Raw genomic sequence first — 22,755 nt, 5'->3', positions numbered from 1 at the left:
TTATCGCTTAATTATACACGCTCAACTTTTCCAGATTTTAAAGCTCTAGCAGAAACCCATACTTTTTTAGGTTGTCCGTCTACTAAAATTGTTACTTTTTGTAGATTAGCTTTGAATTTTCTTTTATTTGCGTTCATTGCGTGTGAACGAGTATTTCCTGAACGAGCTTTACGTCCAGTAACGTAACAAACTTTTGCCATGAATTAATCCTCCTTTTGGAAATAGTTTATTCATAACATTTACTACATACACAAGTATTAATATAACATACCTTAACATAAATATCAAGTAAAAACATTATTTATTCTTAAAATATTTTATGTAATCGAAGTCATAATCAATATTATAATAAATGCTACTATAGAAGCTATAGTCGTACCTAATGTCCAAGTTTTAAATGTTGTTTTAAAATCTAAATTTAAATACTGTTTAAATAACCAAAAACCAGGATCATTTACGTGTGAACAGAACATACTTCCTGCAGTAATACTCAACATTATAAATACCGGTGAATAACTAATAGTTGGAACTAAAGGTTCTACTATTGCTAATGTTGTAATAGCTGCAATAGTTGCACTACCTAATGATATTCTTAGGATGGCAGCAACAAAGAAACTAATAAGTATTGGTGATATGTTCATACCACTAGTTATTTGAACTATCTCATCTGTTACCTTTGAATCTACTAATACCTGTTTTAAACCTCCAGCAGCACCGTTAATAAGTAATACGACTGCTATTGTTTTAATGGATTGACTTAACAATGGAGCAATACTACTAATCCTTAAATGTTTTACAATCATTAATTTCCAAATGGCTATTAATAAGCTGATTATCAATGCAGTAACTGGATTACTTATAATTGTTAATATATCTTTTAAGTAAGTTGGCAAACTATTTAAACTTAATGCTACTGTAGGAATAGTAATTAATATAACAGGTAATAACATTAGGACGATAGCAAAACCAGAACTCATCAACTGTTTCTCTATTTTTAATACACTAATATTATTTTGTTCAGTTTGTACGATAGGTTTAGTTTGTACCATCTTTGAATTAGTTAATAATAAACCACCGATAATTGCTGTTGGTATTGCAACTATTAAACCATAGAAGAATACTTCCGCCATATTAAGATGGAATGTTTTAGTAATAATACTTGGACTAGGATGTGGTGGGAATAGTGCATGGATTGTTAGAACACCAATACTTGCTGGTAAAGCTAAGTATATTTTATCCAAATTTAATTCTTTAGCTACTGCTAAAATAATTGGTATTACTAAAATAAAAGCTACATCAAAAAATAAAGAAAAACTGATACACATTCCAGCAATAAGAAGACCTAATTGAATCCTCTTGATTCCGAATAGACTAATCATTTTCTTTGCAGTAATTTCTACTGCTCCTAATTCTTCTAGTATTCTTCCAAACATAGCTCCTAATCCTAAGATTAGTGACAGATGCCCTAGAAGAGATCCTGTCCCCTTCTCTACTGAATCAATTATTGAACTAGGGGATAAGCCTAAAAATAAACCTAGAATAATTGCTACTATAAGTATTGATAAGAAGGGTTCAAAATGTAATTTTGTTATTAAAAATATTAGTACGCTAATTCCTAAGAAAACTAATAACAATTTATAAGAATGAATTCCTAAAAAATAAGCTAGGATTGAATATATAATTAATCCTAAGCCGATTAATATTTTATCTAATTTCATTATATTCTCCTTAATTTTTTCATTAGGTAATTATATCATTATTAACTATATCAAGTAAAGATATACGCTTACTATAAAATTAGTGTTCATTATCTAGTAACTCAGCGATTTTCATAAAAGTTCTTCCGTTTCTAATAGTAACAGCTTTATAGAAAGATTCTTTAATTAAATATTTATGATATGCCGTTTTTAAATAGTTCTTTTCATTAAATTTCCCCCAAAAAACAGCCCTTTTCCCAAAGTGAACTTTTTCGTCTTTTAAAGGTATATTATTTATTCGTTCTTTGATAATAGAATAATCTATATCTTCACTATAAAAAAGTACATCTTTTCTATAAAAATCATCTTTCCACCAACTAGGCAGATTTTTAAGTTCTTCTATGTATTCTTGTTTTGTCAGTATTACTTTATTAATTTTGAAAGGATATGAATTTAATATCTGTGATATCTTATCATTAACAACACCTATATTTTCAGTGGTATCAAATATAATATTACCACTGTTAATATAGGTAATAACATTTTTATATCCTAAATAAGCAATCGCATCTTTCAAATCAGCCATAGAGACTTTATTCTTACCGCCAACATTGATTCCACGAAGCAAAAGTACGTATTTCATTAGTTTCTCCTTTTATAAAAAACTCTCTATCATAGTAATATAGAGAGTTTTTAAATTATTCATAAATTATGCTCTTGATACGTAAGAACCTTCTGCTGTATTGATTACTAATACATCTCCTTCTTTAACGAATAGAGGTACTTGTAATGTGTATCCAGTTTCTACTGTAGCAGCTTTAGTAGCTCCTTGTGCAGTATCACCTTTAACACCAGGTTCAGTTTCAGTTACAGTAAGTTCTACTGTTGTTGGTAAGTCAATACCTAAGATTTCATCACCAAACATTAAGATTGAAACTTCCATATTTTCTTTTAAGAAGTTTAATTCGTATTCTAATTGTGCTTCTGGTACTTCGATTTGCTCGTAAGTAGCGTTATCCATAAATACATAAGCTTCACCTGTTGAGTAAAGGTATGACATTTTTTGGTTATTGATTTGAGCTTTTGCTACTTTCTCACCAGCTCTGAATGTTTTATCATTAACTGCACCTGTACGCATGTTTCTTAATTTAGAACGTACGAAAGCAGCTCCTTTACCAGGTTTAACGTGTTGGAATTCCATTACTTTCCAAATGTTTCCATCAACTTCGATAGTAACTCCAGTTTTAAAATCATTAACTGATATCATTATTGTATTTCTCCTTTAAATTGTACTAATATTATTATAAATAAAAATTTTTTTAAAATCAAGGTAAAAACGATTAATTTTAATGTAAAATGTTATAAACAAAGTAGTTTCCAATTAGTTAGTTTACGTAATATATTTTATGTAAACTAACTGTGATTATTCTACTTTTACAGCTTCTACCATGTATATTCTATTACCTTTTTTAATGAACTTATCTTCATATTCTGTATGAACATTATCTTCTTCATAGATGCTGTTTGTTAGGTCTAATGATAATCTATTGAATGTAAATCCGTATTTTGCATAACTCATTAGACTATATTCAAATAAGCCTTGATTATCTGTTTTTTGTATAATAGTTTTATCTCCACTAAGTATCGCTTCATAACGAGCTAAAAATGTGTGGAATGTTAAACGTCTTTTTTCATGTCTTGTTTTTGGCCATGGATCAGAGAAGTTTAGATAAAGTTGATCAACTTCTCCTTCAGCAAAATATTCAAGTAAATCCTCTGCATTACCAGAAATTAGTTTCAGATTTTCTCTGTGTGTTTCTTCTACTTTATCTAATAGAAATGTTAATACAGTAGGTTGAGCTTCCATTGCGATAAAGTTTATATCTGGATGTTTTTCTGCTAATGTATGAATAAACTTACCTTTTCCACTCCCTATTTCAAGATGAATTGAATTTTCATTTCCAAATATTTCTTTCCATTTCCCTTTATTATCCTTAGGTTGTAAAAATACAACGGGACTATTTTCTAAACGCTCTCTTGCGTCTGCTCTATTTCGAACTCTCATTCATGCACCTTTCTATTTTAATTCAATTGTTTTATTGAATAATTCTTTATTTTCTAATACTTTTTCTTTTGAACCTAGCACACAAGTATAGGCTTTAGATTTCATATTTTTAAATACAGTTTCTAATTTTTGTATATCTTCAACTTTGGTATTTTTAATTTCATTTACAAGTTCATCATAAATATTAAATGGTGAATTTGTTAAATATTTATTAAGTGAATATGTTGCTAACGCACTTGGTGACATCAATACATCTAAAGTATTCAATGTACCGATAATGTATTTATTTAGATCTTGATCATCAGCAACAAAGTTTCGAACATAGTTATCAATATTGTAATATATATCTAATGTTTCAACTAAGTTAGGATCACGATAAGACCATAAGTTAAAATCACCAAAGTTATTAAATATTGCTCCAGCACCGTATGCTCCATTTTTCACACGAACATTATTCCATAAATAATCTAAACTTAGGATATGTCTCAGTACTAAATGAGTTCCGGTATAATCTTTAATATTGTATCCAACACCTACATACTGTACAAGAGAATCAAAGTAAAATCCTTCAGAATAACCATGTTCTTCTAATTCTATTTCGAATCCTTTTTGTCTATTTGTATCTTCTGGATATTTTTCTAAGAAGCTAGTAAAAACTTCTTTAAAATCATTATATTCTTCTTTATTTCCAACAAAGTTAGTTAATAATCTAGATTTATTGAAAATTAACTTAGCTACATTATAAAGATTTTCTCTTATACTTTCATTGTCAGTTTCATAATTATCTAGTAACTTATTCATGAATAAGTAGAAGTCATATTCACCATGGTATGATGCTAACTTACTTTGTGGATTATAGAATCCACTAATTCGACGTGCTACAAATGCATGCCCTGAATTCTTGAATTTGTTTTCTAGCATTAATTTAACTTCTAATAGGACGTTGTATAATGCTTCTTTATCATCAAAATCAACGTTTAATGTAGTTTCTTCTAATATATTAGCTAATTCTTCTGATTTTTCAACGAGATTTTTCGCACTAATTATAAATTTAACTTCGCATTCGTCACTCTTATGTTTTCTAAAGACATCTATATATGAACTAACTCCACCAAGATTTGCTCCTATTTCTTTAATAACTTCTGCCTCTGTTTTATTTTTTGTGTTAAAGTTAAATAATAAATACGATAAAATTGAAGCGTATTGAAGCTGTTCTAGCTCAAAATCGCTAATATCAAAAAGTAATTTAGTATAAGAAATTCCATTTGTTACTGCATTATAATGAGAGAATTTTAAATCTCTATATGTTTCAAATAATGTTTCTTCAAAAGGATTTTTTAACTCAACTTCTTTAGCATCAACACATTTAATTTTTTCAAGATCTTCTTTCTTATCAATACTATTTTGCCAGTTTTGTAGAGATTTCGTATTTTCGACTATATCTTGTAGTTCATTTTCAGATAATGAAGCTTTGTATTCAACTAGATTTTTCTCTTTTTGCTCTTTTTCTAAAGTTGGAATTAACTGTAAAACAGCCTGTTTCTCATTATTAATTAGGAACTCTTTTGCAAGACTTTCATATTTTTTATCTTTACAATTTTCTTGTAAATCAGCTATAACTTTATCTAAATCAAATGAAGACAGGATATCTTCTTCACTGTAAAGCCAAGTTCTTAATAATCTTATTGCGTAAGAAACACCTTTAGGTGCCGAAGTTTTGTTAATTTCTTCTTTAATTGAGAAATTTTTCTTATTGATTGAAGCTTGTACTTGTTCATAATCAAAACCTTTTTCAATGATTGATTTAAGAAGTTTTTTGTATTCACTATCAAGATTATCTAATTTATCATCTTTTACATATTTGAAGATGATTGAATAGACAGTTTCTTTTCTATCTTTTTGAACATAACTATAAACATCTTCACAAAAATCATTTTCTATGAAATATTTTCTAAATTCAGTATTACTACTTCCTAGAAGTATATCATCTATAATATCAATATTCTCAATTCTACTGAATTCATTACTATCACCAAGGATGTAATTATATGCAACATATGCCTTGTTGCTTAGCTCTTCGTTGAAATAAGTTCGCTTAACAATTTCTTTTGAAAAATGATTTTGACGTGATAAGTTATAGTCACTATAATCTTTATAATCATAGTTATTTAAATAACTATCGATATGTTCCAAATATTTGTTTACATTTAGATTACCATATAAGAAGATATAACTGTTACTTGGGTGATAATTATAAATGTATGTCTCTAAAAATTCTTCTTGTGTAATTGAAGGAATAGCCTCTGGCTTTCCTCCCGAAGAATATTTATAAGGTGTATCATTAAATAAGTGTTCACTTACATATTGATCAAGAACTTCATCTACTGATGAGTATGCACCTTTCATTTCATTATAAACTACACCTTTGTATATAAGTTCATCCTCTTTATTTTCTAAATGGTAATGCCAACCTTCTTGTGCTAGTATATTTTTATTAACTTTTAAATTCGGATTAAATACGGCATCTAAATAGATGTCCATTAATATTTCTAAATCTTTTTCATTTTTAGATGATACTGGATACATAGTTTTATCAGGAAATGTCATTGCATTTAAAAATGTATTAAAAGAACCTTTAAGTAGTTCTACAAAAGGTTCTTTTACTGGATATTTCGCTGAACCACATAAAACAGAATGTTCTAAAATATGAAAAATACCATTATCATTATAAGGGATAGTTTTAAAACTGATGCTAAAACTTTTATTTATGTCGTCATTTTCAAAGAAAACTAATCTAGCACGAGTTTTAGTATGCTCATAAAGATAAGCATTTGTATTAATATTTTTTAGATATTTCTTTTCTATAAGTTCAAATGTCATATTATTTAATTATTTCATAGTAGATTACATTTTTAGTAATGTAAGAACATCATAACCTTGTAGTTTGTCCATTCCATTTAGACCATCTAGTTCGATTAAGAATGCAATACCTACTACGATTCCTCCTAATTCTTCTACTAATTTAATAGTTGCTTCAATTGTTCCACCAGTAGCTAATAAATCGTCAGTGATAAGAACACGTTGACCTGGTTTAATAGCATCTTTGTGCATTGTTAAAGTGTTACTACCATATTCTAAATCATATTGGTAAGAAATAACTTCACGAGGTAATTTATTAGGTTTTCTAACAGGAACGAACCCAATACCTAATGAATAAGATACAGGACATCCAATGATAAAACCACGTGCTTCTGGTCCAACTACAACATCAACTTTTCTTTCTTTTGCATAGTTAACGATTTGATCAGTAGCATATTTATATGCCTCACCATCTGCCATTAATGTAGTAATATCTTTAAAACTAATTCCTTCTTTTGGCCAATTTTCTACGATTGAAATGTATTTTTCTAAATTCATTTATTTTTCTTTTCTCCTAAATGTTTTCTTAACTCAATTATTATACTATAAAATCCCAAAATAAGCAATTTTAAACACTATTAATACACTAAGAAATAGTAATTTATTAGATTATGAATCTACTTATAATATGAAGAATTTACTTATATAGTATTAGATAATCTAGAACTCTGTATATTTTTAGTAATATAAAATCACCAATTGATAAAATCAATTATTATTTGTATTCTATGTTATGTGTTAAAATATATTATAAATACAATATAAGGAGATTTTAGTATGAAAATTACATTTACTGATTCAGCTGTGGATTATATTTATAAAAAATTTGAAAGTAAGGACACTAGTGCATATGATATTATTATCGACTATTTAGATGGAAATAGTCCCTATTCTGATAACGTTAATGGGTGTCATTGTCAAGTATATGATAAATATAGAATTCTAATTGTTTCTAAAGAAGATAAAAATATTAAGTGGGATAAATATGATAAGGAACTATCTACAAACATAGGTACTGTTCATTATCCTTCTTATTATGAAGTGATGTTTGATAAAGACAATAAATTTGATTATAGTGAGACGAATTTTACTTTATATTTAAAGAGCGAAGCGGGAATTATTACAGAACAAGTCCAATTAATAATTAAAAAATAAATTTAAGTAAATTTTAATAAGTTTTGCTAACATTATCATAAGTGTAATTAGAGGAAGGAGAATATTTTGAAATCTTTTCTAAACAGTAGAAAATTAACAGTTTTTCTATTTTTTGTATATTTATTTATTCTTACTTGGGTAATAGTAGCTAAAATGGATTGGAACCTACTTTTAAGTAGTAATATTTCATGGATAAATAATCCTCGTGTATTACTTTATCCTGGTGTAACTTGGAGAACAATCAATCTAGTACCATACAGATTTGGAAATTTTGACATTGTGGAAGTTTTACTTAATATAATTTTCTTTATACCTTTTAGCTTTTATATCAAAATACTATATCCTAAATCGTCTGGCTTAAGCGCTATAATTTTAGGATTTATATTAAGTTTAATATATGAATCTACTCAATATATCTTGACTATTGGGTTCCCTGATATAACAGATTTAATAGATAATACTTTAGGTGCTTGCATAGGAGTAATAATTATCAATATTATTTCTCTAATTTTCAAAGAAAAACTTAGATTGTATATGAATTTCATTTTAATACTTCTTTCGGGATATATTATTTATGAAATAATTAATATAGTATCTTAAATAATAAATAATAACGGATGTACTTGGCAATTGTTAAGTACATCCGTTATTTATATCTTATGTAATTATTATTAAATTTTTAAATTATCTTTTTCTTCTGAAGCCTAATACAGCTAATCTAATACCTAATATACCTAGTAATAATGCTCCAACACTATTTTCAGTTAATCCTGTTTTAGGTAATATATTATTGAATCTTTGTGAAATTGGATTGTTTCCAACATTAGTATTGTTATTTTGAGTAGATAATGTAGAGTTTGTATTAGAATCTTGGTTATGTGATCTATTGTTATTTGTTCTTGAAACAATTGTATATGTACTGAAGTGATCTGTATAGAATGTTAATTTCCCATCTGAATATGAACTTGGGACTTTTTCTAATTTATCACCATTTACATAATAAACTTCTAATGTTTCATTATCTTTAGCAAGAACAGCTACAGTAACTGCTCTAGTTTCACCATTATTATTTATTACATTTCCATTATCATCTGTGAAGAATAGATCAAAAGTTTTCACAACATTTAAATTCTCATCAAGATTCTTAACTAATTCTTTTACTTCATTTACTTTTTGTTCGTTAGAATTTTGAGCAACAAAGTGAATACCAGTAACATCTTTAGCCTTGAATTTTACAATTACTTCTTCATCTCCAGGTAATTTAGCTACAAGTGTATCTTTTAGATTGTTAAGTTTATCATCATTTGTAGGGTTACTTGGTTGTTCAACTGCTGGTGTTTGAGTATTTTCCTCTGATTTAGGCTGTTCTGGTGTTACCTGAGGTTTTTCTTCAACTTTAGGTTGTTCTGGAGTTACTTGAGGTTTTTCTTCAACCTTAGGTTGCTCAGTAGGTTTCTCATCTTTTTTATCTTCTACTTTTGGTTCTTCTTTTTTAACATCAGCATCAACTGTAGTTATAAGTTCAACTAATTTATCATCGATATTAGTAGCATTTTTCTCGAATAAAGTTTTAGTAATTCTATATTTATCTCCTGCTTTCATATCATTATCAGTAATTTCTAGTTTTTTATCATCTTCATTAGAAACACTTGAAGAACTAATTTCTTTAATTTCATTGCCACGGATACGTTCTACCTTAGTAACAATATACCAGTTACGACCATAATCATCACTCTTAAGTAGTTCTGCCATAGGTTTAGTTTGTTTACTTAGGAATTCTTTATATTTTTCTAAACCTTGTAAGATACCTTCTCCGCCATAAAACTCAGAACGTCCTCTATACCAGTGTAGAAGATTAAGAATAGTTAATTTCTCATCTTTAGGTTGAATTGTAATCTTGTTATCTTTTGCAACAACATTTAATTCGATAGCTTGTTTTTGTGGATAATAACCTTGTGTTATTTCAGGAGAAATTCCTAATAATTTTGTATCAGAATCATTATACGGCAATGTTGCTGGTAAATTGTTATTAGCGATATCAAGAATTTGTAGACTACCATTTGCTTTAATTAAATCTAACGGTATATTACTAATTTGGTTATTTACCAATCTTACAGTTGCTTTATTTTTAGCTAGTGTTTTCCATAATTCATCAGATAAGCTAGCGATATGGTTATTATTTAAAGCTAGAGTATTTAATTTTGTTAAATTAACTCCATTTTCTGGAAGTGATGTTAATTTGTTATTAGCAGCATATAACTGTGTTAAAGAAGATAAATTAGCAACACTAGCAGGAAGTTTAGTTAGTTCATTATCTGTGAATGATAAGAATGTTAAAGCTGAATTATTATTAAATAAATCATCAGGAAGTGAAACTATTTTATTGTTAGATAAACTTACAGTTTTTAGCTTCTTATTATTAGCAAATACATTTGTCGGTAATGTAGATAGCCATGATTGACTGAATTCAACAGATTCTAATTCAGGATTATTTGCAAACAAACCTTCTGGGATATTACCTAAGTTGTTAGAAGATAAGTTTACAGTTTTTAATTTTTTGTTATTAGCGAATAGGTTTTCAGGTAGTTTAGTAACACCGTTTCCTCCTAAGTTAATACGCTCAATATTAACTGCATTTTTGAATAAGTCTTCTGGTAATTCACCAAAGTTATTACTATCAGAAGTGAATGATTTAACTCCAGGACCCATGTGTTTTAGTAAATCTAAGTTGTAAATAGCACCTTTATCAACTTTTCCATCAATCTCTAATGATCCAATGTTGATATCACCAGTGAAGTTTTTTAATTCATCTTCTGTTACTTTACCGTCTTTGTTAGTATCTACCCCATTGGCGATTAATTTTTTCTGAAGAAGATCATCACTTTTTTTACGTTCTTCATTATTTTTTTCTACTAACTCAAATCCATTCCAGCCTTTTTTAATTTCAGGTTTAAATTTCAATTTAACAGTAGTATATTTGTCGAAGTTTCCTTTATCACTTTCTAAAGCGCCCCCATAAGAAACTATAACACCACCTAAGTGTACTTGGTCTAGATCTTCAACCGGAAGAGTAAATAACGCTCTGTCGTATTGTCCTGCTGAGTTCTTCTCACCAAAGTTTTCTTTCACACCTGATTCCCATTTACCTTTGTTTTGGATGGCAAAATCATATAAACCATGAGCAAATAATGTATTTAACATTGTAATACTCATTTTCCCATCTTTAACTACTAATTTCACATTTTTGTCAAAGAATCCTTCTAGCATTGAAGTACCTTGTCTTCCATCAGCGTATAAAGCATTAAATCCTAAAGTATATTCACCATCTTCTAATTTATCAGTAAGTGAATAAGTTTTTTCTTCTTGTTTTTCAGGAGTTTTTTCTGATACTGGTTTTTCTTCAACTACTTTATTACCAGTAGTATATGCTTTACTTTCGCTTCCGTCATTTGCTTTAAATACAATTGTATTATCTCCATCAAAGTTCCAAGCTTTAAATGCTTTAAGACTTTCTCCACCATCGTCGAAAGTAACGATTTGATCTTTCCAGTTTTTATTAAATAGTGATTTATCAAATGATTTTCCATTAATAATTACTTCTTTAGTATTTTTAAGAACATCTTCCGCTTTAAATCCATTAACAAGCGAAATGTTTAATTCATCTCCGTACCCGTTCTTTTCTACTTTAGAAACTAAATCTTTTTGAGCATATGAAGAACTTGTTGTAGGCACCTCTTGTTTTGGTTCTGTAGGTTTTACATCTTCTTTTTTATCTGTTGATGTTGGATATGAAATTATTGTTCCATCAACAAGTTTAACTTCTAGTTTGTTGTCAGAATCTTTTAAAGCCTTAACTAAGTCTTCGTTAAAGATTCTGATTCCAAGATATTTTGAAGTTTCTACTTTATCTTTGAAAACATCTTTATTTACAGTTGTACCATTTAGTGTCACACTAGCTATTTCTTCAACAAAATTATCATAAACAGATGTATCAGATAACTCTAAAGTTAAGTGTTTTTCATCTTTCCAGTTTTTACCTTGATCTAATTTAGAAATAGTATATTTAGCATTTGAAGCTGGTTTGTTAGTATCAGTTTCATTTTCTTTTGATGGTGCAGGTGTATCATTACTTGGCTCTACATACCCAGTATCTTCATATGTTGTTTTTGAGCCATCTGTAAATGTAAATTCAATTTTATGTTTATCTTGTTTTTTATAATGCTCAGTTATTGCTTTATCTACAGCAGTTACTTGTCCATCATATAGTTTATAAAATTTACTGTTAGTATTTTGGTTATCAAACCCAAAATCTTTTCCATCTACTGTAAGTTTAGTTACTTTTGTCCAATAATTTCTATAAATATCCGATCCTTCTAAAAAGAAAATTAAAGAATCACTGTCTAATTGTGGTTCTACAATCTTCAAACCTTCATTAATTAATTTTGGTTTAGCTGTTGGATCTACATATCCTTTATCTTCATATACAGCTTTTGAGCCATCTTTAAAAATAATTTCTATTTTGTGTTTGTCTTGTTTATTATAATGATTAGTTATTTCACTATTATTAACATAAATAATACTGTTAAATAATGAATAGTTTTTTGATGCAGATGCTTGATTATTAAAACCAAAATCCTTTCCGTCTATTAATAGCTTATCAATTTTACTCCAGTATCTATTAAATAAAGTATCTGATGTGTCTTGACCTTCAACTGCTATTTCTAAAGAACCACTAGCTCCAATCTCTGGTTCGTATACTTTAAAACCTGTGCTCTGTTGATCTTGTGCATAAACTACATTAGAATTAAGATTTAGTTTAGAATAATTGAAATCTACTGAACCTATACTTAAACAGATAGGTACTGCTAATCCAATTATTAATTTATTATTATATTTTTTGTTCATTACGTTCCTCCATAAAAACAATGATAATCAATATCGATTAATTATAGCTACATTATACTACAACAGGTTAAAAGATACAAGTAAAAACATCAAAATATAAAAAAATAGAGCATATTTTTATGAAATCAGTTTGGAAAAGATTGATTTCATAGGCTTATACTCTACAAAGTAATGTTCATATTTTTGCCACAATAAAAAAATAATTATTATTAATAATTAGAATCTTTTAGCTATCAAATTATAATGTATTTCGATATCTTCTGGTTCTGTAGCATAACCACGTAAATCGTAGTATTCTCCATCTTTTTCTAATACTGCAGTAGGATAAGATTCTATACCTAAGTTAAGTGTTCTTAGAAAATCTGGATGAATCGGATTCGTATTTTTAAAAGCAATTGTAAGTTTTAAGGCCAAATCAGAACTATCGATTTCATATTTGTCACATAGTTCTAAATATGTTGCAATATCACTTAAACTTTTACCTTCAACAAAAAACTTACATTGCATATCATATGCATAATCTAATAATTTTGAATTTGTGATAAATTCTTTTACTGTATTTAAAGCAATCGCAGGATGAAGTGAATTTAATACCATCTCACCCTCTTCAAGTACTTTTTTATACCCTTCTCCAAACTCAATATTATACATTTCTGAAATTTTTTTATTTCCTTCTGCTATATTTGTGTACTCTCCGATTTTTTTACTGTTTTCACCAATAAATAATCCACCAGAGACAATATCAATTTCTATGTCTGTATGATTCTTGTAAAACTCAGTAAATAATTTATCAAAACCATAGCACCAACCACAGTATGCATCCCAAAAATATAATATTTTCATTTTATTCTCCTTTTATTACCTTAATTTTTATCAAAAGCTTTGTTAATATTCGTTATATTCTCTTTTAGTAATAACTTTTCAACTTCGAATATACTTTCCATTCTAACAAAACTTGCTGATTGTTTTAAATCAACTTTTTTATAGTTTTCATTCAATTTAATGGTATTATTCTCAAAAGTTATAAGATTTAATTCTCTAAAAATTTGAATCATGATTTTCAAACTATCCACATTTGTTTTTAATGTTGTTAACAGTTTATCTAATTGCTGTGTAATATTAATTTGTTTATTTGGAATAGATAGAATAATGTTAAATAGTTTTATCAATCTATCTTTATCTATTAAATAAACATCTGATAAAACTTGTTTTTCTTCACAAATTAAATATATTTTCTTAGGTTTTAAATTAACTAATTTCTCAATATATTCTTTACTATTTGGAATGTCTAATAAGTAGATATCTTCAATATTTTCTTCTAATTTTTCAATATCTTTATATAGATAATAATTGATATCCCTGTTATCAATTTTTTTAGAAATTTTTATTGCTTTATTATCAATTTGGGAAATGTCATAATTAATAAATCTTAAGTCTTCAAATAAGAATTCTTTAATATCTATATCTATTATATGAGCTTGTAATTTTGTACGACCGTTAAAGTTATTTTTATCAATTGTACATAATAAATCAATGATATCATTCTTCTCAACTTTTTCAAATGCAACACTATCTTTAAAAGTGATACATTCTAGGTTTCCTACTTCATCAGCAATTGTTAGTCTTAGATACTGGTTATCTGATCCGAAATAAGATTTATTTAGTACCATTGCATTCTCTAATAATACCGTTGGTTTCTCAAAGTCCATACCAAATGGTTTTAATATTTCAAGTGAATTTAGAAATTGATAGCTTATTTCTTCTAAGCTAGTAACAATATCTATTTTTTTAGTTGATTTTAATTCATTATTCTTCTTAAACTTTTCATATTCACAATTTAGAAATTCTTGTATTTTGTCTAGATTAATTTCATCAAACGAAAAACCAGCAGCAAGTGTATGTCCACCAAATGCTAAAAATAAATCAGAAATTTTATTCATAGCTGTGTAGATGTTAAAATCAAAAATGCTTCTAGCTGATCCTTTTAAAATACCCTCTTTATTATTCATAATAAATACAGGTCTTTGATATTTTTCTACTATATTGGATGCTACTATTCCTAGAACGCCTTCATGATAATCTCCAGATATCATAAGTACATTATTATCTTTCTTACTAGAATTCTCTATTTGATCAATAACATCTTTAACAATATCTTCAGTAACTTGTTTACGTTCAATATTGTACTTTTCAATTTGTTCTGCCAATACTCTAGCAGTTTCAGCATCTTCTGCCATTAGGAATGAAAGACCTAATTTAGCACTATCCATTCTACCAATAGAGTTTAGTTTTGGTCCTATGTAAAAGCCTATTGTTTGTTCATCTACTTTTGTATCAATATTTGATAATTCAAGTAACATTTTCAAACCAATACGCGGATCTTCATTTATTAGTTCTAATCCCTGTTTAACAAATATTCTATTCTCATCTGTAATTGATACCATATCAGCGATAGTTCCAATTGCAACTAAGTCTAAAAGAAAATCAGGAAAAATTTCTAGAAGAGCATGTGCAAGTTTAAATGCTACACCTACCCCTGCAAGTTTTTTGAAAGGATAATTTCCTTCTGGATGCTCGGGATGAATAATTGCATATGCATTTGGAATTGTATCTTGAATCTTATGGTGGTCTGTAATAATAACATCACATCCTAATTCATTAGCTAAATCTACTTCTTCTACACCTGCAATCCCATTATCGACTGTAATAATTAATGAAATACCAGATTCAATAATTTTAGTAAATGCTTCTTTATTCGGTCCATACCCCTCTTCGAATCTATTAGGTATGTATGATGAGACATTTGCACCTAAAGAAATCAGTGTTTCAACTAATAAAACTGTTGAAGTTATACCATCTGCATCATAATCCCCATATACTAGAATCTTCTCCTCATTTTCGATCGCTTCATTAATTCTATCAACAGCTTTTTGCATATCATGCATTAGAAACGGATCATATCCTTCTTCATATTCATCTGAAAAATATTTTTTTACTGATGACATATCAGTAATAGAACGAGCATTTAATATTTTAGCAACGTTTTTTGAAATATTATACGATTCTATTTCTTTTATAAAACTTTCATCATATGTTGGATATATCCAATTGTATTTAATTCCCATTTTCTCACCTCACTTCTTTTTATTTCACTATATTTATTCTTTTTTATCTTCTTCTAATTGTTCTTTGGTAAATAATAACTTTTCTGTTCTTTCGTATTTCTTAGAAAGAGTTTTATATTTTTGACGCCAATACAAACTAGCAAGTATCATTCCTATAAAGAAACATACAAAAAATAGAATTGTTAACGGTAATTTCACCGTAAAGAAAATAAATGAAACAGGTACAGAATTATAATTCATTATAAAGAATGTTATTATTGATACAAAGGCTATTACTATACCAAATACTTTATAAGGTAATTTATTATCCATTATTTCACCTCTCTAACCATGTTAGCAAATTCTTCTTCATTTATTACTTTTATTCCTAATTGTTCAGCTTTAGCTAGTTTTGAACCAGCTTTTTCTCCAGCTATTACTAAATCAGTTTTTGAAGTCACACTTCCTGTAACTTTTGCTCCATATTTTTCTAAATATTCTTTAGCTTCATTTCTTGTTAATTCAACTAATTTACCAGTCAGAACTACAGTTTTCCCAGCAAAAATATTATCTGTATTAACTTCTTGAATTTCATACTGAGGATTCATTCCAACTTTAATTAAATCATTTATGAATTTTATGTTATTTTCATCAGATAAATAATCTAAAATAGATTCAGCAGTAATTTGACCTACATCATCTAGATTAACAAGTTCATCTAGAGTGGCATTCATTAAATTAGACAGATTCAAATACTTTTCTGCCAATATTTTCCCTGCTTTTTTTCCTACATTAAGAATACCGAGTGCAAAGATAACTTTGTCTAAACTACTTTTTTTAGAATTCTCAATTGCATTTAGAAGATTATCAGCTGATTTTTCACCCATTCTATCTAATGATATTAATTTTTCTCTTTCTAATGAAAATAAATCAATAGTATGAGCAATAATACCTTTTTCGTAAAGTGTAGCTACAACTTTATCTCCTAATCCTTCAATATTTAAAGCGTCTCTTGAAGCAAAGTGTATTATTCTTCTTATATTTTGGTCGGGACAATCTGGATTTTTACATCTCGTAAATGGATCATTTTCTTTTGTGTAAGTTTGTTGTCCGCACGATGGGCATGTATTAGGCATTACATATTTTGTTGAACTCTCAGTTCTTAGTTCTCTAACTACACGTACTACTTTTGGAATTATCTCACCTGCTTTTTTTACAACGACCATATCGTCTATGTGAATATCCAGTTCCTCAATAATATCTTTATTGTGTAAAGAAGCTTTAGATACGGTTGATCCAGAAATTACGATAGGGTCAAGAATAGCTACTGGAGTGATAATACCTGTTCTACCAACACTTAGTTCTACATCAAGCAATTTAGTGGCTAATTCCTCTTCAGGAAATTTATATGCGGTAGCCCATCTTGGACTCTTTTGAGTGTATCCTACTTTTTCTTGTGTTGAGTACGAATTTACTTTTATAACTATTCCATCGATATCATACGGTAGATCTTTCTTGTGCTCTGTCCAATAATTTATATAATCTATAACCTCATCGATATTTTTGCATAATTTGAAGTTAGGATTAACTGGCAAATCATACTCTTTAGCTGTATTTAAAGCATTCTCCTGTGATACAATGCTGTCATCTCCAACTATTGAATAAATAAATGCTGATAATCTTCTTTTTGCAGTTATTTTAGAATCGAGTTGTCTTAATGAACCAGCGGCTGCATTCCTTGGATTAGCAAATAATACTTCATTGTTGCTCTCACGTTCAGAATTTAATAGTTCAAATGATTTTCTCGGCAAGTAAACTTCACCTCTTACTTCAAATGTTCTATTATCTTTTAATACTTTTGGAATTGAGAAAATAGTTTTAATATTTTCAGTAACATCTTCACCAATGCTACCATCTCCACGTGTAGCAGCACTTACCAATCTTCCATCTTCATATTTAATTGAAATTGCTAAACCATCAATTTTTAATTCACATATATATTCAACACTATGATCTGGTACTAATTTTGAAATTCTTGCATCAAAATCTCTTAAATCTTCAGTTGAGAACGTATTAGATAGACTTAACATTGGAACTTTATGTGTTATTTTTTCAAATTCATCTAATACCCTATCGCCTACTCGTTGAGTAGGTGAGTTCTCTAATATATACTCAGGATGATTTTCTTCTAGTTTTTCTAATTGTTTATATAATGTATCATATTCTGTATCAGATATCTGTGGATTATCTTCAACATAATAATCATAAGAATATTTATTTAATAAAGAAACTAATTTCGAAATTTTTTCTTGAACTTGTTTCATAATAAATTAATCCTTTCTAGTTAAGTTGGCATATTCGATTAGTAATGTTTTCATACCAACTTCACTAAATTCAACTTTAACACTATCACTTGTAATATCTAATACTTTACCCTCACCAAATTTCTTATGAATAACAGTATCGCCGATGCCATAATTGGTACTGATAGCATTCTTTGGTTTATCTGAAATTTTGATTTTCGGACTAAGTTTACTAATAAATTTATTAGCATCTTCTACGTTTGTATTACTAGACTCAAACGCAGAAGATCCAAAAGATGATTCAAAGTGCATAAGTTTATTAGGTACTTCATCTAAAAATCTAGAACGTTTATTCATCTTAATAGAACCAAATTGCATACGTCTATTAGCATATGACATAAATAGTTTTTCTTTAGCACGTGTAATTGCAACATATGCTAAACGACGCTCTTCTTCCATCTTATTTTTCTCATCAGCACTACTTTCCGCATCACGAATTGAAGGGAATAAATTTTCTTCTAACCCCATAATAAACACTACTTTATATTCTAATCCTTTTGCGGCATGAACAGTTGATAAAACGACAGAATCTTCTTCATTTTCATCATCAGCATCTGATGTAAGTGACATCTCAGAAATAAAGTCAATAAGACTATCATTCATACTTGAGAATTGTTTAGCAGAAGATACTAACTCAGAAATATTCTCTATCCTACTTTCAGCATAAGCATCATTTGATTCTTTTAGCATACTTTCATATCCAGAATCTTTATAAATACCAATAATTAATTCATCAATTGAATATTTATCAGTTTCCGAATATTTTTCTATAAGATTTGTCAGCAAATGAACATTAGTTGTAATTTTCTTAGATACCCCTACTGCCTCTATATTTTTTAAGGCATCGAATAACGATATACCATATTGTGTTGCATAGTTGTCAATTTTTTCCATTGAACTTGCGCCAATTCCACGTTTAGGAACATTTATAATTCTTCTTAAACTAAATTCATCATCTCTATTAACAATAACGTTAAGATAGGCAAGTAAATCACGCACCTCTTGACGTTGCAAGAATTTAAGTGATCCAATTAATTTATATGGTATTCCAAAAGCTAAACAAGAATTCTCCATCTGGCGAGAAAGATAGTTAGCTCGGTATAAAATAGCAATATCCTTATACGATATACCTTCTTTTTTCAATTCTAGAATTTTTTTAGCGATATCATCTGTTTCATCTTTATCGTTTGAAGCAGCATATACGGAGATTTTACCTCCACCTTTGTTTTCAGACCATAGAGCCTTTTCTTTTCTATCAGTATTATTTTTAATTACTGCATTCGCAGCATCTAAAATAGTTGAATTAGAACGATAGTTTTGATCTAAGAAAATCAGCTCAACATCTTTATAATCTTTTTCAAAGTTAATAATATTATCACTACATGCTCCACGCCAACTATAGATACTTTGATCATCGTCCCCAACAACACATACGTTTTTATGGACTTCTGACAACATTTTAATCAATCTATATTGAATTACGTTAGTATCTTGATACTCATCAACATGAATATATTCAAATTTATTTTGATAAATAGCTAGTACTTCAGGGAATTTTTTAAATAGTATGATAGTTTTTAACATAAGGTCGTCAAAATCTAGTACACTATTTTTCTTTAGATATCTTTGGTAATGAGCATATATTTCAGCTACATTTTTCATATATCCATAACGTGATTGTTCTCTCATTGCCTTTACAGTAGTCATACTATTTTTTGCATTTGAAATTATTTTTAATACATTAGCTGGTTGATATGAGTCTTCTGAAAGATTAAGATTTTTAACAATTGTTTTTATAATACTTTTCTGTTCACTAGTATCCAAAATTGTAAAGTTTTTATTATATCCTAGCAATTCTATGTGTTGACGTAGAATTCTTACACACATTGAGTGGAAAGTATTTATCCAAATGTATTTAGAAGTTTCCCCTACTAATGCATAAATTCTTTCTTTCATTTCTTTTGCAGCTTTATTAGTAAAAGTTATCGCTAGTATATTACTTTCTAATACATTTTTTTCTGCAATTAAATATGCAATTCTATTAGTTAATACACGTGTTTTTCCACTACCAGCACCAGCTATTACCATTACTGCACCGTCAGTTTTTAAAATAGCTTTTAGCTGATTGTCATTCATATTTTGTACAAAATTCACAGTTATTTCTCCTATATTTTCTCTAATTATATTTTATCATACTTTCAAAATAAAAGGGAGTGACTCTAAAAACTAGATTCCAAGGAAATCAATGTTGCCGAGTCAGTCCCTCTATTTTTATTTAGTTTGTATATAGATTATAAGAATATTGCTATAGCAGAGATAAATCCACTAGCTAATATAATAAAAATCATTAACCATAATACAATTTTAAATAATTTTTTATTCATATATATTATTCTACCTCACCTAATGTTTCTATCCCTAAGTCAAGTTCATCGATGTCATCATTTTCATCATTTTCTACAATTGAGTCAGTTTTTTTCCCAGTTTTATTCATCATTTCTTCCCTAACAAGACCATAAATTTCATTGTAAAGTTCTTCATTTTCTTCGAAAACTTTCTTCACGTTTTCACGACCTTGTCCTAAACGCTCTCCATTATAAGAGAACCATGATCCAGATTTATTAATAATATCTAAATCAACTGCAAAATCAAGAGTTTCTCCGATTTTAGAAATTCCTTCACCAAACATAATATCTACTTCTGCAATTTTAAATGGTGGAGCTACTTTATTTTTAACAATTTTAATTTTTGTTCTGTTACCTAAAATTTCACTATCAGCACCCTTAATTGCTTCCCCTTTACGTACATCAATACGAACTGTAGAATAGAATTTCAGTGCACGTCCACCAGTTGTAACTTCTGGACTACCAAACATTACCCCTACTTTTTCACGAAGTTGGTTGATGAATAATGCAATAGTGTTGGCTTTATTGATTTGACCTGTTAATTTACGTAAAGCTTGTGACATAAGACGAGCTTGTAAACCAATATGGTTAGCTCCCATAACTCCATCGATTTCAGCTTTTGGTACTAATGCTGCAACTGAGTCGATAACGATAATATCAATAGCTCCTGATAAAATTAATTTTTCAGCTATATCAAGTGCCTGTTCACCACTATCTGGTTGAGATAAGAAGAATTTACCTGGTGTAAAATCTACACCTAGAGCTTTTGCATATTCAATATCAAGTGCATTTTCAGCATCTATAAACGCTGCAATACCACCTGTTTTTTGTACTTCCGCAATTGCGTGTAAAGCTATTGTAGTCTTACCTGAAGATTCTGGACCGTATACTTCAACAATACGTCCTTTTGGATATCCTCCAATCCCTAATGCTGAATCTATTGCTAATGAACCTGAAGATACGGCTTCTACTTTAATAGGATTTTCTGAAGAGATATCCATGATAGCACCTTTACCGTATTCTTTTTCAATTACTTTTATGGCTTCGTTAATAGCGGCTTGACGGGCTTTTAAATCGTCTTTTTCAATATGAGTGACTTGTTTATCTTTTGATTTTTTTGCCATTGTTTTTCCTTTCTGCTTATTCTCCAATTACTGTAGTTAAAGTTCCAATACCTTCAACAGTGATTTTAATTTCATCACCTGTTTGTAAGAATCTTGGTGGATTTTGTGCTGCACCTACTCCTGCTGGAGTACCAGTAGCAATAATATCACCAGCTTCTAATGGAACAATTTTACTAATTTCTGCCAATACATCATCAACTCTAAATAACATTTCAGATGTCATAGCATTTTGTTTAATTTCTCCATTAATTTTTGTTACGATACTCATTGATTCAGGTGAACTAACTTCGTCTTTAGTTACTAAATAAGGACCTACTACTGCTGATTTTTCTAATGATTTACCTAAGAAAAATTGTCCGTGTTTATATTGTAAATCTGTAGCAGTAATATCATTCATGATTGTGTAACCGAAAATATAATCTAAAACTAAAGGTCTTAGAATGTTTTTACCTGGTTTAGCTATTACCACAGCAAGTTCTCCTCCGAAGTCTAAGCTATCTGTAATATTTTTGTGAGATGGAACTACTTCATTATTTCCAGCTAGAGCTGTTGTTGCTTTCGTAAAGATAAGAACATCTTTAGGAGTTTTAGCAAGCTCATCTCCAAGTTCATTAACATGAGCCTCATAATTGTGTCCAACACAAAGAATATTTTTTGGTGTTCTTGTAATTGGTGAACGCCAAATTATTTTATCAAATGGTACTTTATAACTTTCAGCTTTACCACTTTCTTCAACTAATTTTAGTACTTTTCTAATTTTTTCAATGAAAGAAACTCCATATACTTCAATTGCTTCTCTTAAAGTCGCAGGTATTTTATCAGTATTATCAAAATCTTCTAGTACTTTAATTAGATTCCATGCACTTTCTTCACGTTTTACTTTTACTCCATATAATTCATTATCGTTATAACTGAATGATAAAAATTTCATAGTTGCCTCCTCGACTGTTATAATTTCTTTAAGTTATTATACCATACTTTTAGTAATATTACTATAGAATAATTTAAAAAAATTAAG

17 protein-coding genes are annotated in these 22,755 nt (G+C 28.5%); 2 read left to right on the top strand and 15 right to left on the bottom strand.

Annotated elements, in window-relative coordinates:
- Positions 1–11 precede the first annotated feature (11 nt).
- From rpmB to FOC48_RS03700, 7 genes are all read right to left on the bottom strand, one after another.
- Complete coding sequence (gene rpmB / locus FOC48_RS03730) at positions 12–200, bottom strand: 50S ribosomal protein L28 (RefSeq protein WP_003144993.1); 189 nt, start codon at positions 198–200, stop codon at positions 12–14.
- 117 nt (positions 201–317) lie between these two features.
- Positions 318–1,718 carry a GntP family permease gene (locus FOC48_RS03725; RefSeq protein WP_003146049.1) on the bottom strand — a complete coding sequence of 467 codons (1,401 nt, stop codon included), beginning with the start codon at positions 1,716–1,718 and terminating at the stop codon, positions 318–320.
- A 79-nt stretch (positions 1,719–1,797) separates the two neighbouring features.
- Complete coding sequence (locus tag FOC48_RS03720) at positions 1,798–2,340, bottom strand: DUF1697 domain-containing protein (RefSeq protein WP_003146051.1); 543 nt, start codon at positions 2,338–2,340, stop codon at positions 1,798–1,800.
- 66 nt (positions 2,341–2,406) lie between these two features.
- Positions 2,407–2,964: an elongation factor P gene (gene efp, locus FOC48_RS03715; protein ID WP_003145634.1), complete on the bottom strand. Its 558-nt coding sequence runs from the start codon at positions 2,962–2,964 to the stop codon at positions 2,407–2,409.
- Between the two features lie 156 nt (positions 2,965–3,120).
- Positions 3,121–3,762, bottom strand: a complete 642-nt coding sequence (trmB, locus tag FOC48_RS03710; protein ID WP_003146052.1) for a tRNA (guanosine(46)-N7)-methyltransferase TrmB — start codon at positions 3,760–3,762, stop codon at positions 3,121–3,123.
- A 12-nt stretch (positions 3,763–3,774) separates the two neighbouring features.
- Positions 3,775–6,642: an insulinase family protein gene (locus tag FOC48_RS03705; protein ID WP_003146053.1), complete on the bottom strand. Its 2,868-nt coding sequence runs from the start codon at positions 6,640–6,642 to the stop codon at positions 3,775–3,777.
- A 24-nt stretch (positions 6,643–6,666) separates the two neighbouring features.
- Complete coding sequence (locus FOC48_RS03700; protein WP_003146055.1) at positions 6,667–7,179, bottom strand: adenine phosphoribosyltransferase; 513 nt, start codon at positions 7,177–7,179, stop codon at positions 6,667–6,669.
- A gap of 279 nt (positions 7,180–7,458) precedes the next feature.
- Here FOC48_RS03700 and FOC48_RS03695 point away from each other — a divergent pair, with 279 nt between their 5' ends.
- Together FOC48_RS03695 and FOC48_RS03690 are read left to right on the top strand one after the other, a co-directional pair.
- The gene (locus tag FOC48_RS03695; protein WP_003146057.1) at positions 7,459–7,836 is read left to right on the top strand and encodes an iron-sulfur cluster biosynthesis family protein; all 378 of its coding nucleotides are present in this window, start codon (positions 7,459–7,461) and stop codon (positions 7,834–7,836) included.
- A 66-nt stretch (positions 7,837–7,902) separates the two neighbouring features.
- Positions 7,903–8,436, top strand: coding sequence for a VanZ family protein (locus tag FOC48_RS03690; protein ID WP_003146059.1), 534 nt, complete (start codon positions 7,903–7,905; stop codon positions 8,434–8,436).
- An 84-nt stretch (positions 8,437–8,520) separates the two neighbouring features.
- On the opposite strand, the gene FOC48_RS03680 is transcribed toward FOC48_RS03690, so the two are convergent.
- From FOC48_RS03680 to FOC48_RS03645, 8 genes are all read right to left on the bottom strand, one after another.
- The gene (locus FOC48_RS03680; protein ID WP_003146061.1) at positions 8,521–12,741 is read right to left on the bottom strand and encodes a leucine-rich repeat protein; all 4,221 of its coding nucleotides are present in this window, start codon (positions 12,739–12,741) and stop codon (positions 8,521–8,523) included.
- Between the two features lie 216 nt (positions 12,742–12,957).
- Complete coding sequence (locus FOC48_RS03675; protein WP_003146063.1) at positions 12,958–13,584, bottom strand: DsbA family protein; 627 nt, start codon at positions 13,582–13,584, stop codon at positions 12,958–12,960.
- A 20-nt stretch (positions 13,585–13,604) separates the two neighbouring features.
- Entirely contained in the window at positions 13,605–15,866 is a 2,262-nt protein-coding gene (gene recJ, locus FOC48_RS03670) for a single-stranded-DNA-specific exonuclease RecJ (RefSeq protein ID WP_003146065.1), read from the bottom strand.
- A 33-nt stretch (positions 15,867–15,899) separates the two neighbouring features.
- Positions 15,900–16,178, bottom strand: a complete 279-nt coding sequence (locus FOC48_RS03665; protein ID WP_003146067.1) for a LapA family protein — start codon at positions 16,176–16,178, stop codon at positions 15,900–15,902.
- Positions 16,178–18,169 carry an NAD-dependent DNA ligase LigA gene (gene ligA / locus FOC48_RS03660; protein ID WP_003146069.1) on the bottom strand — a complete coding sequence of 664 codons (1,992 nt, stop codon included), beginning with the start codon at positions 18,167–18,169 and terminating at the stop codon, positions 16,178–16,180. The genes FOC48_RS03665 and ligA overlap by 1 nt, the downstream gene beginning before the upstream one ends.
- Before the next feature lie 6 nt (positions 18,170–18,175).
- Positions 18,176–20,362 carry an ATP-dependent helicase gene (locus FOC48_RS03655; protein WP_003146070.1) on the bottom strand — a complete coding sequence of 729 codons (2,187 nt, stop codon included), beginning with the start codon at positions 20,360–20,362 and terminating at the stop codon, positions 18,176–18,178.
- Positions 20,363–20,597: 235 nt separating this feature from the next.
- The gene (gene recA, locus FOC48_RS03650; protein WP_003146073.1) at positions 20,598–21,737 is read right to left on the bottom strand and encodes a recombinase RecA; all 1,140 of its coding nucleotides are present in this window, start codon (positions 21,735–21,737) and stop codon (positions 20,598–20,600) included.
- 16 nt (positions 21,738–21,753) lie between these two features.
- On the bottom strand, positions 21,754–22,668 hold the full coding sequence (locus FOC48_RS03645) for a fumarylacetoacetate hydrolase family protein (RefSeq protein WP_003146075.1): 915 nt from the start codon (positions 22,666–22,668) through the stop codon (positions 21,754–21,756).
- Between the last annotated feature and the right edge of the window lie 87 nt (positions 22,669–22,755).

Source organism: Gemella haemolysans (assembly GCF_012273215.1).
Classification (GTDB): Bacteria; Bacillota; Bacilli; order Staphylococcales; family Gemellaceae; genus Gemella; species Gemella haemolysans_A.
This window is presented reverse-complemented; position numbering and strand designations above follow the sequence as displayed.

Coding starts and splice junctions, on each gene's coding strand:
- FOC48_RS03700 (WP_003146055.1), bottom strand. CDS start 7,179: ATGAATTTAGAAAAATACATTTCAATCGTAGAAAATTGGCCAAAAGAA.
- FOC48_RS03645 (WP_003146075.1), bottom strand. CDS start 22,668: ATGAAATTTTTATCATTCAGTTATAACGATAATGAATTATATGGAGTA.
- FOC48_RS03720 (WP_003146051.1), bottom strand. CDS start 2,340: ATGAAATACGTACTTTTGCTTCGTGGAATCAATGTTGGCGGTAAGAAT.
- FOC48_RS03695 (WP_003146057.1), top strand. CDS start 7,459: ATGAAAATTACATTTACTGATTCAGCTGTGGATTATATTTATAAAAAA.
- FOC48_RS03725 (WP_003146049.1), bottom strand. CDS start 1,718: ATGAAATTAGATAAAATATTAATCGGCTTAGGATTAATTATATATTCA.
- recJ (WP_003146065.1), bottom strand. CDS start 15,866: ATGGGAATTAAATACAATTGGATATATCCAACATATGATGAAAGTTTT.
- efp (WP_003145634.1), bottom strand. CDS start 2,964: ATGATATCAGTTAATGATTTTAAAACTGGAGTTACTATCGAAGTTGAT.
- FOC48_RS03680 (WP_003146061.1), bottom strand. CDS start 12,741: ATGAACAAAAAATATAATAATAAATTAATAATTGGATTAGCAGTACCT.
- rpmB (WP_003144993.1), bottom strand. CDS start 200: ATGGCAAAAGTTTGTTACGTTACTGGACGTAAAGCTCGTTCAGGAAAT.
- FOC48_RS03665 (WP_003146067.1), bottom strand. CDS start 16,178: ATGGATAATAAATTACCTTATAAAGTATTTGGTATAGTAATAGCCTTT.
- recA (WP_003146073.1), bottom strand. CDS start 21,737: ATGGCAAAAAAATCAAAAGATAAACAAGTCACTCATATTGAAAAAGAC.
- trmB (WP_003146052.1), bottom strand. CDS start 3,762: ATGAGAGTTCGAAATAGAGCAGACGCAAGAGAGCGTTTAGAAAATAGT.
- FOC48_RS03705 (WP_003146053.1), bottom strand. CDS start 6,642: ATGACATTTGAACTTATAGAAAAGAAATATCTAAAAAATATTAATACA.
- ligA (WP_003146069.1), bottom strand. CDS start 18,169: ATGAAACAAGTTCAAGAAAAAATTTCGAAATTAGTTTCTTTATTAAAT.
- FOC48_RS03675 (WP_003146063.1), bottom strand. CDS start 13,584: ATGAAAATATTATATTTTTGGGATGCATACTGTGGTTGGTGCTATGGT.